Below are 13,037 nucleotides of genomic sequence, written 5' to 3' on the forward strand. Positions count from 1 at the left end.
ACTGAGTTCAATGTTTAAGGCTTTGCGTTATTCCGGCTGGCCACTACTGGCGGGCGTGCTTGTCGCCATGCTGATTATTCAGCGCTACCCGCAGTGGGTCGGGTTGCCGAGCCAGGACGTCAATCTGCAGCAGGCCCCGCAAACCACTTACGTGCAGCAGGGCCCGGTCACCTATGCCGACGCCGTGACCCGCGCGGCGCCCGCTGTGGCCAACCTGTACACCACCAAGGTGGTGAACAAAAACGCCAAGCCCCTGTTCGAAGATCCGCAGTTCCGGCACTTCTTCGGCAATAACGCGCCCAAGCAAAAACGCATGGAGTCCAGCCTGGGTTCGGCGGTCATCATGAGCCCCGAGGGCTATTTGCTGACCAACAACCACGTGGTAACGGGCGCCGACCAGATTGTGGTGGCACTCAAGGACGGCCGCGAAACATTGGCCCGGGTGATTGGCAGCGATCCGGAAACAGACCTGGCGGTTCTCAAGATCGATTTGAAAAACTTGCCGGCGATCACCATCGGCCGCTCGGACACCCTGCGCATTGGTGACATCGCCCTGGCGATCGGTAACCCGTTCGGGGTCGGCCAGACCACTACCATGGGCATCATCAGTGCCACCGGCCGCAATCAGTTGGGGCTGAACAACTATGAAGACTTCATTCAGACGGACGCCGCGATCAACCCCGGCAACTCCGGTGGCGCACTGGTGGATGCCAATGGCAACCTGACCGGCATCAACACTGCAATCTTCTCCAAGTCCGGCGGTTCACAAGGCATAGGCTTTGCGATCCCGATCAACCTGGCGATGGAAGTCATGAAGTCGATCATCGAACACGGGCAAGTGATTCGGGGCTGGCTGGGGATTGAGGTGCAGCCGTTGACTGCTGAGCTGGCCGAGTCCTTTGGCCTGGCCGGACGCACAGGGATTGTGGTGGCGGGGATTTTCCGTGACGGCCCGGCGCAGAAAGCCGGCCTGCAACTGGGCGATGTGATCTTGAGCATTGACGGTGCACCGGCCAGCGACGGCCGCCGCTCAATGAATCAAGTGGCGCGCATCAAGCCTTCGGACAAGGTGTCGATAGTCGTCATGCGCAATGGCAAAGAGATCAAGCTCACCGCCGAGGTTGGCCTGCGTCCACCGCAAGAGCAGCCGCCGCAGCAAGAGGAATAACCTGCAGGAGCGACCCTGCTCGCGATCTTTTAAAAACTCGCGAGCAGGAGAGCAGGTTTACAGGTCGGACAAGCCTTCAATCAACGCCGCATTCTGCTCCGGCGTGCCGATAGTGATGCGCAAGAACTGGGCGATGCGCAGTTGCTTGAAGTGACGCACTATCACCCCCTGCTCCCGCAATTTTGCCGCCAGCGCGGCCGCATCATGTTCCGGGTGACGGGCGAAGATGAAGTTCGCCGCCGATGGCAGCACTTCGAACCCCAGCGCCTGTAGCTGCCCGACCACTTGCTCGCGACTGTCGATCACGACTTTGCAGGTGTGCTCGAAATACTCACGGTCTTCGAACGCCGCCGCCGCACCGGCAATCGCCATGCGATCCAGCGGGTAGGAGTTGAAGCTGTTTTTGATCCGCTCCAGCGCCTCGATCAGGTCGGGATGCCCCACCGCCAGCCCTACACGCAAACCGGCCAGCGAGCGGGACTTGGACAGGGTTTGCGTCACCAGCAGGTTCGGGTAGCGGTCGACCAGGCTGATGGCCGTCTCGCCGCCAAAGTCGATATAGGCCTCATCCACGACCACCACGGAATCCGGGCTGGCCTTGAGTATTTGCTCAATGGCATCCAGTGCCAGCAGGCAGCCGGTCGGAGCATTGGGGTTGGGGAAGATGATGCCGCCATTGGGCCTGGCGTAATCCGCAGGCTGGATCTGGAACTGTTGGTCCAGCGGCACCGCGTCGAACTCTATGCCATACAGGCCGCAGTAAACCGGATAGAAGCTGTAGCTGATGTCCGGGAACAGCAGCGGCTTGTCGTGCTGAAACAAACCGTTGAAAACATGGGCCAGCACTTCGTCAGAGCCGTTACCCACAAACACCTGGCCGGTCTGCACGCCGTAATACTCGGCAACCGCCTGTTTGAGCAGGTCACTGTTCGGGTCCGGGTACAGGCGCAGGTTGTCGTTTATCTGCGCCTGCATCGCTGTCAGCGCTTTTGGCGAAGGGCCATAGGGGTTTTCGTTGGTGTTGAGCTTGACCAGTCTGGCCAGCTTAGGTTGTTCGCCCGGCACGTAAGGCACCAGTTCTTTAACGAACGGACTCCAGAATTTACTCATGCTTATTGCCCCTGTTCGCTGTCAGCAATGATCCGGTATTCGGCACTACGGGCGTGGCCGGTCAGTGATTCTCCACGGGCGAGAATCGAGGCCGTCTTGCCCAGATCGGAAGCGCCCTGCTCGGAGCAGAAGATGATCGAGGAGCGCTTCTGGAAGTCATACACACCCAGGGGCGAAGAGAAACGCGCGGTACCGGACGTAGGCAATACGTGGTTGGGACCGGCGCAATAGTCGCCCAGCGCCTCGGAGGTGTGACGGCCCATAAAGATCGCACCGGCGTGGCGGATCTGCGGCAGCCAGGCTTGCGGGTCGGCAACCGACAACTCAAGGTGCTCCGGGGCGATGCGGTTGGCTACGTCTATGGCTTGCTGCATGTCATTGACCAGAATCAGCGCACCACGACCATTGATCGAAGTGTTGATGATCTCGGCCCGCTCCATGGTTGGCAGCAGTTTGGCGATGCTGGCCGCCACCTTGTCGAGGAACTCGGCGTCGGGGCTGACCAGAATCGCTTGCGCATCTTCGTCATGCTCGGCCTGGGAGAACAGGTCCATGGCGATCCAGTCCGGATCCGTCTGGCCATCGCACACCACCAGGATCTCCGAAGGGCCGGCGATCATGTCGATGCCGACCTGACCGAACACGTGGCGCTTGGCAGTGGCAACGTAGATGTTGCCGGGGCCGACCACCTTGTCGACTTTTGGCACGCTTTCGGTGCCGTAGGCCAATGCCGCAACCGCCTGGGCGCCGCCGATGGTGAACACCCGGTCGACACCGGCGATACAGGCAGCTGCCAGTACCAGTTCATTGAGTTCGCCACGGGGCGTCGGCACGACCATCACCACTTCGGTGACGCCTGCCACCTTGGCCGGAATCGCGTTCATCAATACCGACGACGGGTACGACGCCTTGCCGCCCGGTACGTACAGGCCGGCACGATCCAGTGGCGTGACTTTCTGGCCCAGCACCGTGCCGTCGGCTTCGGTGTAGCTCCAGGATTCCTGCTTCTGTTTTTCGTGGTAGCTGCGAACCCGTTGCGCGGCTTTTTCCAGCGCTTCACGCTGAGGGGCCGTGATGCGGGTCAGTGCCAGCTCAAGGCGTTCGCGGGGCAGGATCAAGTCCGCCATCGACTTGACGCTCAGCCCGTCAAAACGCTGGGTGAACTCAACCAGTGCGGCGTCACCGCGTTCGCGTACGGCTTTGATGATGTCGAGCACACGCTGGTTGACCGAGTCGTCAGACACACTTTCCCAGCTCAGCAGATGATCCAGATGCTGCGCGAAGTCCGGGTCAGCAGCGTTGAGTCGGCGAATTGCAGTGGGAGCGGTCATAGCGAGGGCCTCGGAAATTGGCGAATGCTTAGAGTTTATGGTTTTGCACAGCACAGGCACCGCAAGACTACCAAGCCATCCGCGCGGGTACCTGAGATTTCTGGCTATTACACGGATGGATGGGCGCGACTTCAGGGTAAAGACCCCGGGCCGCGCAGGTGAGTCAGCCGCGGTGTCGCGATTCCACTGCTTTGCGCAGGGTGTCGATCAGGGCTTGAATACGGGCGTGCTGCATCTTCATCGAAGCCTTGTTGACCACCAGACGGGAGCTGATGGCGGCAATGAATTCCTGGGGTTCCAGGCCATTGGCACGCAAGGTGTTACCGGTATCGACCACGTCGATGATCTTGTCGGCCAGGCCAATCAGCGGGGCCAGCTCCATCGAGCCATAGAGCTTGATGATGTCGACCTGACGGCCTTGTTCGGCGTAGTAACGCTTGGCGACATTGACGAACTTGGTTGCTACGCGCAGCCGGCCTTTGGGCTCGGCAGCCCCGATGGCACCGGCAGTCATCAGTTTGCACTGGGCAATCTGCAGGTCCAGCGGCTCGTAGAGGCCCTGGCCACCGTACTCCATCAACACGTCTTTACCGGCCACACCGAGGTCGGCCGCGCCATGCTCTACATAGGTCGGCACGTCAGTGGCGCGGACGATCAGCAGGCGGACGTCGGGCTGGGAGGTCGGGATGATCAGCTTGCGGCTTTTGTCCGGATTCTCGGTCGGCACAATACCTGCTTCAGCCAGAAGCGGCAGGGTGTCGTCAAGGATACGGCCCTTGGACAGTGCAATGGTCAACATGGGAAACGTAAGTCCTTATCAGGGTACTTATGTCCGGACACAAGCGGTGCCGGACATGCATCGAGCCTGATAATCAGGCTCGACTTGAACGATTCGAGGCCGGGTAAGGTAACGCTTGCAAGCCGTTACGTCACCTGGCGGCTGGACACCATCCCTGTGCCCATGATGCCAAATACCAGAAACTAGCCCGGAACGCGGCGGATTTTGGCACCCAGCATTTGCAATTTTTCTTCGATGCACTCGTAGCCGCGGTCTATGTGGTAGATGCGATCGATCAGAGTGTCACCTTCGGCGACCAGCGCCGAGATCACCAGGCTGGCCGATGCCCGCAGGTCGGTCGCCATGACTGGCGCGCCTTTGAGGGTTTCGGTACCGGTGACAATGGCCGTGTTGCCTTCGACCTGGATCTTGGCGCCCATGCGATGCAGTTCGTATACGTGCATGAAGCGGTTTTCGAAGATGGTCTCGATCACTGCACCCGTGCCTTCGGCAATGGCGTTAAGCGAAATGAACTGCGCCTGCATGTCGGTCGGGAACGCCGGGTACGGTGCAGTACGCACGTTCACCGCTTTCGGGCGCTTGCCGTGCATGTTCAGCTCGATCCAGTCTTCACCGGTGGTGATCTCGGCGCCAGCTTCCTTGAGTTTTTCAAGAACTGCTTCGAGGATGGTCGGATCAGTGTCCTTGACCTTGACCCGGCCACCGGTCACTGCAGCAGCCACCAGGTAAGTACCGGTTTCGATACGGTCCGGCATTACTTTGTAAGTGGTCGGGTGCAGCTTCTCAACGCCATCAATGGTGATGGTGTCGGTACCTGCACCGCTGACCTTGGCGCCCATGGCGTTCAGGAAGTTGGCCAGGTCGACGACTTCAGGCTCGCGGGCAGAGTTCTGCAGAACGCTGCGGCCCTTGGCCAGTGCGGCGGCCATCATGATGTTCTCGGTACCGGTTACGCTGACGGTATCGAAGAAGAAGTTGGCACCGCGCAAGCCGCCTTCTGGCGCCTTGGCTTTGATGTAACCGCCTTCGACATCGATTTCTGCGCCCATGGCTTCAAGGCCACGGATGTGCAGGTCGACCGGACGCGAACCGATTGCGCAACCGCCTGGCAACGCAACTTCAGCGTAGCCAAAACGGGCAACCATCGGGCCCAGTACCAGGATCGACGCACGCATGGTTTTAACCAGTTCGTACGGAGCCACCAGGGTTTTGATGGTATTCGGGTTGATTTCGACGCTGAGTTTTTCATCGATCACAGGCTCGATGCCCATGCGACCGAACAACTCGATCATGGTGGTGATGTCGTGCAAGTGCGGCAAGTTGGCAACGGTAACCGGGCCATCGCACAGCAGGGTTGCAGCAAGAATTGGCAGAGCGGAGTTTTTCGCCCCGGAAATGCGGATTTCGCCATCAAGACGAGCACCACCGGTAATAATCAATTTATCCATAACAATCTCGACGCCAATGGGCTCAGGGGGCTCAGGTGCGCTCGGCCCAGGCCGCGCTGCTGAAGAATTTCATAGTGACCGCGTGGATACTGCCATCAGCAATCCAAGGGTTCAAATGGGCATAGATGCTTTGTTGACGCTTAACCGGGCTCAAGGCCACCAGTTCGTCACTAATCACGTTCAGCTGAAAGTTGCAGCCTTCGCCCTCAACTTCTACCTGGGTTCCAGGCAGCTTTCCTTCAAGAAAGCTCTTCACTTCTACGGCCTGCATGCTCAACCTCAATCGGCGCCTGATGCGCGCGGGTCGGCCATCATACAAAAAAGCCCCGCGCCTGCGAACCCCACTTAACAGGACTCTGACGGGGGGCTTTTCTATAAATGGCTATTAATGATGTGCCAGCAACTCGGTCAAGCCCGAGACCTGGGCGATTTCGCGCATGTCTTCGGGCATTGCCTTGATGCTCAATGGCTTGTTCAGGGCTTGTGCATCACGGATGTAACAGAGCAGCAGCGACAAACCGACGCTGCTGGATTTGGTGACCGCCGAGCAATCCACCACCAGGGTCTTGGCCAGAGCCTTTTTGATCAGGGCCTGACCTTCCTTGCGCAAGCGAGGGCCGGTCTGATAGTCGAGTACGCCGCTGAGGCGCAACTCGCTTTCGCCGGCCAGGGTCACTGCCGCCTCACTCATTGGCCGGCAGCCTTGGGAGCTGCTTGATCGGTAACTTGCTTGGCCTTGGCAACTTCGCCTGCCCAGTTATCGATGGTCTTGTCCAGATTGTTGCCATTGCGCTGCATGGCGTCGGCGAACTGGTCACGGAACAGCTTGCCAATATTGATACCGTTGATGATCACGTTACGGACTTTCCACTCGCCGTTGACCTTGTTAAGGGTGTAGGACAGCGGATAAATCGCGCCCTTGTCGCCCTTCACCGTCATGTCGACGCTGGTGCGATCGCCACTTTCATCCTTGGCCGGCGACACGGTAATGCCTTCGTTCTTGAACTCGAGCAAGGCATTGCCATAGAACTGCATCAGGCTGCGCTTGAAGTTTTCCTGGAAGCGCTGCATTTGCGCCGGGGTGGCGTTACGCGAGTACTTCACGGTCATGATGCTTTTGGAAATACCGTCGACGTCCACCACAGGCCCGACAATGCCGTTAAGGGCATCGTAGAACTTGCTCGGGTTGGTCTTGTACAGCTCTTTATTGGCGGACAGGTCTGCCAGCAAGCGGTTGGTGGTATCTGAAACGATGTCGTGGGCAGACTGCCCCGGAGCAGCATTTGCCACCAAAGGAAGGGCTGCTGCCAGAATTACCAGCAGGCCACGGCGCAAGAGAGAAATCATCTAAAAGCTCCTTATTTGGCTTCTTTGCTAACGGTGTTGAGCAGGAATTTCCCGATCAGATCTTCAAGGACCAACGATGATTGCGTGTCATGGATGGTGCCACCATCTTTGAGCACAGCGTCTTCGCCGCCGACGCTGATACCGATGTATTTCTCCCCCAGCAAGCCAGCCGTGAGAATAGACGCTGTCGAATCGGTCGGCAGGTTATCCACGCTCTTTTCGAGCTGCAGGGTGACCCGGGCAGTGAAGTTGTCCCGGTCCAGATCAATTGCCGTGACCTTGCCGATGGTCACGCCCGCCATGGTGACTTTGGCGCGCACGGTAAGACCGGCAATATTGTCGAAGTAGGCGTAGAGCTTGTAGGTGTCGGTGCTGGCGGTCGGGGACAGTCCACTGACTCGCAGGGCAAGCAACAACAAAGCCAGGATGCCAGCCAGCAAAAACAGGCCGACACCGATTTCCATGGTGCGGTTTTGCATCAGAAATCTCCAAACATCAAGGCAGTCAAAATAAAGTCCAGCCCGAGGACTGCCAACGAGGCATACACCACGGTCTTGGTAGTGGCACGGCTGATCCCCTCTGAAGTGGGCTCACAGTCATAACCTTGGAACACGGCAATCCAGGTCACCACAAAGGCAAAAACGATGCTTTTGATGATCCCGTTAAGTACGTCACCACTGAAGGTTACGCTGTTTTGCATGTTGGCCCAGTATGAGCCGTCGTAGACGCCCAGCCAGTCAACCGCGACCCACGAACCACCCCAGATCCCGACCACGCTGAAGATCATCGCCAGTATCGGCAGGGAAATGAACCCGGCCCACAAGCGCGGGGCAATGATGTATTTAAGCGGGTCGACCCCGATCATTTCCAGGCTGGACAGTTGTTCGCTGGATTTCATGTTGCCAATCTCGGCGGTCAGGGCAGAGCCCGCACGCCCGGCAAACAACAGCGCAGTGACCACCGGCCCGAGTTCACGCAGAAGCGTCAGGGCAACCATCTGCCCGACCGCCTGCTCGGAGCCGTAGCTGGACAGGATACTGAAGCCTTGCAGCGCCAGGACCATGCCGATGAACACACCGGACACCACGATAATCACCAGCGACATGACGCCCACGGAGTGCAGCTGCTTGAGCAACAGTCCGAACCCGCCACCAATGCCGCCACGCCCCAGCAAAGAATGAAAGAGGAATATCCCCGAACGGCCCAGTACCGAGACGATATCGATACCGGCCCGGCCGAATAGTCCGACACGATCCATAATTGAATGCTTGCGCATCAGCGCTTCCCCAGAAGATCGGTTCGGTAGTCCGACGCCGGAAAGTGAAACGGAACAGGACCATCCGGGTCGCCGTTCATGAACTGACGAATACGCGGGTTATCGGCGTTCATCAACTCTTCGGGCGTACCCTGCCCCAGCACCTGACCATCGCCGACTACATACAGATAGTCAGCGATACTCGCTGTTTCAGCCAGGTCGTGAGAAACCACGATGCTGGTGATGCCCAAGGCATCATTGAGCAGACGAATCAGGCGAACCAGAACCCCCATTGCGATGGGGTCCTGCCCGACAAAAGGTTCGTCATACATCAGGATCTGCGGGTCCAGGGCAATCGCACGCGCCAGGGCAACCCGGCGCTTCATGCCGCCAGACAACTCGTCGGGCATCAGATCAATGGCTCCGCGCAGTCCCACCGCCTGCAATTTAAGCAGCACGATGTCGCGAATCATTTCTTCCGGCAACTGGGTGTGAACCCGTAGCGGGAAGGCCACATTCTCGAATACGTCCAGGTCGGTGAACAACGCCCCGCTTTGAAACAACACCCCCATGTGCTTACGGGCATCGAACAGATCACTGCGCGACAACGTCGGCAGGTTCTGACCGTTGACCCACACCTCACCGCTGCTGGGACGCAGTTGCATTCCCATCAAACGTAAAAGGGTGGTCTTGCCGCAGCCGGAAGGCCCCATGATTCCCGTGACTTTGCCACGCGGAATCAGAATATCGACATTATTGAAGATGCTGCGCGTACCGCGCTTGAAGGACACTCCCTTCAGCTCGACCGCGTAGGCGTTATCGGCGCTCATCTAAACTCCTTGCGATGCAGCCTCTGCCTCTCACCCGGACACTTTGCCCCTTTATCGGGAGGCGCGTTCCCTGAGCGGGCCGAACTGGCGGCGAACTATAGCACTGCTGATAGTGACCGCCCAAGGCCGAAGGAGTGCCGTATCAGGTTCCAGACAGCGAAATAAATTCGATTCAGCTGTAATCCCGGCAGTAGTTTGTAGCGCAGACAACAAAGCACGACGATCTAGCGTGAGGGAATTGCGCATTACCGCTATAATCTTTGCCTTTTCTCAGGCTATCTGACTTCAAACATGAGCCAATCCAGCGACCTGATCCAATCTGCTCAGCGTACCATCCGCCTCGAACTGCAAGCCGTAGAAGGTTTGCTGGCTCATATCGACGCAGACTTCGTACGCGCTTGCGAGATGATTTTGGCCAGCAAGGGCCGGGTAGTCGTGGTCGGCATGGGCAAGTCCGGGCATATCGGCAACAAAATTGCTGCGACTCTGGCCAGCACCGGTACCACCGCTTTTTTCGTCCATCCGGCCGAAGCCAGCCATGGCGACATGGGCATGATTACCCGAGATGACATTATTCTCGCGCTGTCCAACTCGGGGTCGACTGCAGAGATCGTCACCCTGCTGCCCCTGATCAAGCGTTTGGGTATCCAGTTGATCTGCATCACCGGCAACCCCGAGTCGCCACTGGCCAAAGCCGCCGATGTCAGCCTGGACGCCCGCGTGGCTCAGGAGGCCTGCCCGTTGAACCTGGCACCGACCTCCTCGACTACTGCCGCGCTGGTGCTGGGTGATGCTCTGGCCATAGCCTTGCTCGAAGCCCGTGGCTTTACCGCTGAGGACTTTGCCTTTTCGCATCCCGGTGGAGCCCTGGGCCGCCGCCTGCTGCTGAAAGTCGAAAACGTCATGCACTCGGGCGCAGACTTGCCGCAGGTTGTCCGCGGCACGCTGCTCAAGGATGCATTGATGGAAATGACGCACAAAGGTCTCGGCATGACCGTGGTTATAGAAGAAGATGGTCGCCTGGCCGGAATCTTCACTGACGGTGACTTGCGCAGAACCCTGGATCGCGAAATCGATATCCGCAACGCAAGCATTGATGCAGTCATGACCCCCCATGGCAAAACCGCACGGGCCGACATGCTCGCCGCCGAAGCCTTGAAAATCATGGAAGACCACAAAATCAACGCACTGGTTGTAGTCGACAAGGAAGACCGGCCGGTTGGTGCCTTGAACATGCACGACTTGCTACGCGCAGGAGTGATGTAATGACCCTTGAACTACTCAAGCGCGGCAAAGACATAAAACTTGCCATTTTCGACGTTGACGGGGTTTTGACCGACGGCCGCCTGTACTTCCTTGAAGACGGCAGCGAGTTCAAGACCTTCAACACGCTGGACGGTCTGGGTATCAAGATGCTGATGGCCGCCGGGGTTCAGACCGCGATTATCAGCGGCCGTAAAACCCCGGTGGTTGAACGTCGCGCACAAAACCTGGGGATCGCGCACCTGTATCAGGGGCGCGAAGACAAGTTGGTGGTATTGGACGAGCTTCTTGGCCAACTCAACCTAAGCTATGAACAGGTCGCCTATTTGGGCGATGATCTGCCTGATTTACCGGTTATCCGCCGAGTTGGTCTGGGCATGGCAGTTGCCAATGCTGCCAGCTTTGTTCGCGAGCACGCCCATGGCGTCACTCAGGCACGAGGCGGAGAAGGTGCCGCACGCGAATTCTGCGAGTTGATTTTGCGCGCTCAAGGCCGTCTAGACGCGGCCCACGCAGCCTACCTATAGAGTTTTCCATGCTGAGCAAAAAGATCCGTAACATCCTGTTATTCACGGTCATTGCTGCGTTGTTCGCATCAGTTGGCTACTGGAATATCAGCCCCGAACGTTTTCTCGACACCCCTAAAGCGGCCGTCGATGAAAGCGCTATCGACTATTACGCGCTTAATGCGCGCAGCCTGCAGTTCTTGCCGGACGGCAAACTGCAGTATGAAATGACATCCGACAAAATCGAGCATGTGCTGTCATCGGAAGTCACCCTGATGACCAAGCCCGACCTGCAAATGTACCGCGGCACGGCCTTCCCGTGGCACGTACAGAGCGAGCGCGGAGAAGTTAATCCGGACGGCACCGAGGTCGAGCTGATCGACTCGGTACGTGTGGCCCGCACAGATGAAAAAAATCGCACTACGGTTATTACCAGTTCCCGCATGACTGTATTCCCCCAGAAGCAATATGCGCAGACCGAGCGAGACGTTAGAATCGACGGCGCTGGCGGCGTAACAACTGGCAAGGGCATGAAAGCATATTTGAAAGACGGCAGGATGGACCTGCTGTCCAACGTAAGAGGACAGTATGAGTCTCGTTAAATCCCTCCCTTTATTGCTCAGCCTGAGCGCAGCACTGGGAAGCGTGAGCGCCTGGGCTCTGCCGAACGATAACGAACAGCCAATCCGCATCCAGGCCAATGAAGCCCAGCTGGATGACAAACAAGGCGTCGCGACCTACAAGGGCGATGTAATCATCACCCAGGGCTCGATGAAAATCACCGGCAACACCGTCACTATTACCCGCAATGCTGCGGGTGAAATTGATATCGTGACCTCAGTCGGCAACCTGGCCTATTTCGAGCAGCTGCAAAAAGCAACCGACTCCAAGCCGGTTCAGGCCTACGCCGTAACCATTCAGTACCATGCGCCGCAAAACCGCATTGTGCTGATCGACAAGGCCAAGGTCATCAACGACGGCAACACCACCGAAGGCGAGAAGATCGTCTATGACACGGTGAAACAGGTCGCAAACGCCGGACGCGCCAATGGCTCCACAGTCACCGCACCACGCCCGCGCATCGACATGGTGATCCAGCCGAAGAAGAAAACCGACCAGCAGAAGGCCCAGTAATGGCAACCCTCAAAGCCCAGCATTTGGCTAAAAGCTACAAGAGTCGCCAGGTGGTACGTGATGTCAGCCTGTCAATCGACAGCGGGCAAATCGTGGGTTTGCTCGGCCCTAACGGTGCAGGCAAGACCACATGCTTCTACATGATTGTCGGCCTGGTCCAGGCTGACCAGGGACGCGTACTGATCGACGACCTGGATGTCAGCCACCAGCCCATGCACGGCCGCGCACGCGCCGGCATCGGTTACCTGCCCCAGGAAGCCTCGATCTTTCGCAAGCTTTCGGTCGCCGATAACATCATGGCGATCCTCGAAACGCGCAAAGAACTCGACAAGGCCGGTCGTCGCAAGGAACTCGAAAGCCTGCTGCAGGAGTTCCACATCAGCCACATCCGCGACAGCCTCGGCATGAGCCTGTCCGGTGGTGAGCGACGCAGGGTCGAAATCGCCCGGGCACTGGCAACCGCCCCGAAATTCATCCTGCTCGACGAACCCTTTGCCGGCGTTGACCCGATATCTGTGGGCGACATCAAGCAAATCATTCATCACCTCAAGGCCAAGGGCATTGGCGTACTGATCACCGATCACAACGTCCGTGAAACCCTCGACATCTGCGAAACCGCCTACATCGTCAACGATGGGCAGTTGATAGCCGAAGGTGATGCTGAAACCATTCTGGCCAATGAATTGGTCAGAGAAGTGTATCTGGGCCACGAGTTCCGCCTGTAAGGCCAGATGCATCGCGAATTTCCGGGCGCCAAGGACAGCAAAAAGTCGTCACGACTTTTATTACCTTGGTGCTCTAGGCAAACGCACCGGTTTCAGGCATATAATTTGCTTATGTTTGGCG

16 protein-coding genes are annotated in these 13,037 nt (G+C 58.0%); 6 read left to right on the top strand and 10 right to left on the bottom strand.

From position 1 onward, the window contains the following. Nucleotides 1-10 precede the first annotated feature (10 nt). Entirely contained in the window at nt 11-1,168 is a 1,158-nt protein-coding gene (gene algW, locus B195_RS18610) for a Do family serine endopeptidase AlgW (RefSeq protein ID WP_003439928.1), read from the top strand. Between the two features lie 57 nt (nt 1,169-1,225). Here algW and hisC read toward each other — a convergent pair whose 3' ends face one another. The 10 genes from hisC to B195_RS18660 form a co-directional block, all read right to left on the bottom strand. Beyond that, nucleotides 1,226-2,278: a histidinol-phosphate transaminase gene (gene hisC, locus B195_RS18615; protein WP_003439926.1), complete on the bottom strand. Its 1,053-nt coding sequence runs from the start codon at nt 2,276-2,278 to the stop codon at nt 1,226-1,228. A gap of 2 nt (nt 2,279-2,280) precedes the next feature. Continuing rightward, nucleotides 2,281-3,609 carry a histidinol dehydrogenase gene (gene hisD, locus B195_RS18620; protein WP_003439925.1) on the bottom strand — a complete coding sequence of 443 codons (1,329 nt, stop codon included), beginning with the start codon at nt 3,607-3,609 and terminating at the stop codon, nt 2,281-2,283. A 163-nt stretch (nt 3,610-3,772) separates the two neighbouring features. Next, entirely contained in the window at nt 3,773-4,408 is a 636-nt protein-coding gene (gene hisG / locus B195_RS18625; protein WP_003439923.1) for an ATP phosphoribosyltransferase, read from the bottom strand. Nucleotides 4,409-4,590: 182 nt separating this feature from the next. Next, nucleotides 4,591-5,856, bottom strand: a complete 1,266-nt coding sequence (gene murA / locus B195_RS18630; protein WP_003439921.1) for a UDP-N-acetylglucosamine 1-carboxyvinyltransferase — start codon at nt 5,854-5,856, stop codon at nt 4,591-4,593. A gap of 31 nt (nt 5,857-5,887) precedes the next feature. Continuing rightward, entirely contained in the window at nt 5,888-6,127 is a 240-nt protein-coding gene (locus B195_RS18635) for a BolA family protein (protein WP_003439919.1), read from the bottom strand. Between the two features lie 114 nt (nt 6,128-6,241). Next, nucleotides 6,242-6,547, bottom strand: a complete 306-nt coding sequence (locus B195_RS18640; RefSeq protein WP_003439917.1) for a lipid asymmetry maintenance protein MlaB — start codon at nt 6,545-6,547, stop codon at nt 6,242-6,244. Then, on the bottom strand, nt 6,544-7,203 hold the full coding sequence (locus B195_RS18645; RefSeq protein WP_003439915.1) for a phospholipid-binding protein MlaC: 660 nt from the start codon (nt 7,201-7,203) through the stop codon (nt 6,544-6,546). Before B195_RS18645 ends, B195_RS18640 begins: the two co-directional genes overlap by 4 nt. A gap of 11 nt (nt 7,204-7,214) precedes the next feature. Further along, on the bottom strand, nt 7,215-7,682 hold the full coding sequence (gene mlaD, locus B195_RS18650) for an outer membrane lipid asymmetry maintenance protein MlaD (protein ID WP_003439913.1): 468 nt from the start codon (nt 7,680-7,682) through the stop codon (nt 7,215-7,217). Then, a complete protein-coding gene (mlaE, locus tag B195_RS18655; RefSeq protein ID WP_003439912.1) occupies nt 7,682-8,479 on the bottom strand; it encodes a lipid asymmetry maintenance ABC transporter permease subunit MlaE in 798 nt (265 codons plus the stop codon). Before mlaE ends, mlaD begins: the two co-directional genes overlap by 1 nt. Further along, entirely contained in the window at nt 8,479-9,288 is an 810-nt protein-coding gene (locus tag B195_RS18660; protein ID WP_003439910.1) for an ATP-binding cassette domain-containing protein, read from the bottom strand. The genes mlaE and B195_RS18660 overlap by 1 nt, the downstream gene beginning before the upstream one ends. Nucleotides 9,289-9,579: 291 nt before the next feature. Here B195_RS18660 and B195_RS18665 point away from each other — a divergent pair, with 291 nt between their 5' ends. Genes B195_RS18665 through lptB form a run of 5 tightly spaced genes read left to right on the top strand, consistent with a single transcriptional unit; the run spans nt 9,580 to nt 12,916 of the window. Further along, on the top strand, nt 9,580-10,554 hold the full coding sequence (locus B195_RS18665) for a KpsF/GutQ family sugar-phosphate isomerase (protein ID WP_003439908.1): 975 nt from the start codon (nt 9,580-9,582) through the stop codon (nt 10,552-10,554). Then, complete coding sequence (locus B195_RS18670) at nt 10,554-11,078, top strand: HAD family hydrolase (RefSeq protein WP_003439907.1); 525 nt, start codon at nt 10,554-10,556, stop codon at nt 11,076-11,078. The genes B195_RS18665 and B195_RS18670 overlap by 1 nt, the downstream gene beginning before the upstream one ends. Before the next feature lie 8 nt (nt 11,079-11,086). Beyond that, nucleotides 11,087-11,659 carry an LPS export ABC transporter periplasmic protein LptC gene (gene lptC, locus B195_RS18675; protein ID WP_003439897.1) on the top strand — a complete coding sequence of 191 codons (573 nt, stop codon included), beginning with the start codon at nt 11,087-11,089 and terminating at the stop codon, nt 11,657-11,659. Next, nucleotides 11,646-12,191 (top strand): lipopolysaccharide transport periplasmic protein LptA, encoded by a 546-nt coding sequence (gene lptA / locus B195_RS18680; RefSeq protein WP_003439896.1) that lies wholly within the window; start codon nt 11,646-11,648, stop codon nt 12,189-12,191. Before lptC ends, lptA begins: the two co-directional genes overlap by 14 nt. Continuing rightward, nucleotides 12,191-12,916 carry an LPS export ABC transporter ATP-binding protein gene (gene lptB / locus B195_RS18685; RefSeq protein WP_003439894.1) on the top strand — a complete coding sequence of 242 codons (726 nt, stop codon included), beginning with the start codon at nt 12,191-12,193 and terminating at the stop codon, nt 12,914-12,916. Before lptA ends, lptB begins: the two co-directional genes overlap by 1 nt. The last annotated feature ends 121 nt before the right edge of the window (nt 12,917-13,037 follow it).

The organism is Pseudomonas sp. Lz4W, from assembly GCF_000346225.2.
GTDB classification, from domain to species: Bacteria; Pseudomonadota; Gammaproteobacteria; order Pseudomonadales; family Pseudomonadaceae; genus Aquipseudomonas; species Aquipseudomonas paraversuta.

What these genes read in the sequence shown, in the direction of transcription:
- algW (WP_003439928.1), top strand. Translation starts at nt 11, where the DNA reads ATGTTTAAGGCTTTGCGTTATTCCGGCTGGCCACTACTGGCGGGCGTG.
- hisC (WP_003439926.1), bottom strand. Translation starts at nt 2,278, where the DNA reads ATGAGTAAATTCTGGAGTCCGTTCGTTAAAGAACTGGTGCCTTACGTG.
- hisD (WP_003439925.1), bottom strand. Translation starts at nt 3,609, where the DNA reads ATGACCGCTCCCACTGCAATTCGCCGACTCAACGCTGCTGACCCGGAC.
- hisG (WP_003439923.1), bottom strand. Translation starts at nt 4,408, where the DNA reads ATGTTGACCATTGCACTGTCCAAGGGCCGTATCCTTGACGACACCCTG.
- murA (WP_003439921.1), bottom strand. Translation starts at nt 5,856, where the DNA reads ATGGATAAATTGATTATTACCGGTGGTGCTCGTCTTGATGGCGAAATC.
- B195_RS18635 (WP_003439919.1), bottom strand. Translation starts at nt 6,127, where the DNA reads ATGCAGGCCGTAGAAGTGAAGAGCTTTCTTGAAGGAAAGCTGCCTGGA.
- B195_RS18640 (WP_003439917.1), bottom strand. Translation starts at nt 6,547, where the DNA reads ATGAGTGAGGCGGCAGTGACCCTGGCCGGCGAAAGCGAGTTGCGCCTC.
- B195_RS18645 (WP_003439915.1), bottom strand. Translation starts at nt 7,203, where the DNA reads ATGATTTCTCTCTTGCGCCGTGGCCTGCTGGTAATTCTGGCAGCAGCC.
- mlaD (WP_003439913.1), bottom strand. Translation starts at nt 7,682, where the DNA reads ATGCAAAACCGCACCATGGAAATCGGTGTCGGCCTGTTTTTGCTGGCT.
- mlaE (WP_003439912.1), bottom strand. Translation starts at nt 8,479, where the DNA reads ATGCGCAAGCATTCAATTATGGATCGTGTCGGACTATTCGGCCGGGCC.
- B195_RS18660 (WP_003439910.1), bottom strand. Translation starts at nt 9,288, where the DNA reads ATGAGCGCCGATAACGCCTACGCGGTCGAGCTGAAGGGAGTGTCCTTC.
- B195_RS18665 (WP_003439908.1), top strand. Translation starts at nt 9,580, where the DNA reads ATGAGCCAATCCAGCGACCTGATCCAATCTGCTCAGCGTACCATCCGC.
- B195_RS18670 (WP_003439907.1), top strand. Translation starts at nt 10,554, where the DNA reads ATGACCCTTGAACTACTCAAGCGCGGCAAAGACATAAAACTTGCCATT.
- lptC (WP_003439897.1), top strand. Translation starts at nt 11,087, where the DNA reads ATGCTGAGCAAAAAGATCCGTAACATCCTGTTATTCACGGTCATTGCT.
- lptA (WP_003439896.1), top strand. Translation starts at nt 11,646, where the DNA reads ATGAGTCTCGTTAAATCCCTCCCTTTATTGCTCAGCCTGAGCGCAGCA.
- lptB (WP_003439894.1), top strand. Translation starts at nt 12,191, where the DNA reads ATGGCAACCCTCAAAGCCCAGCATTTGGCTAAAAGCTACAAGAGTCGC.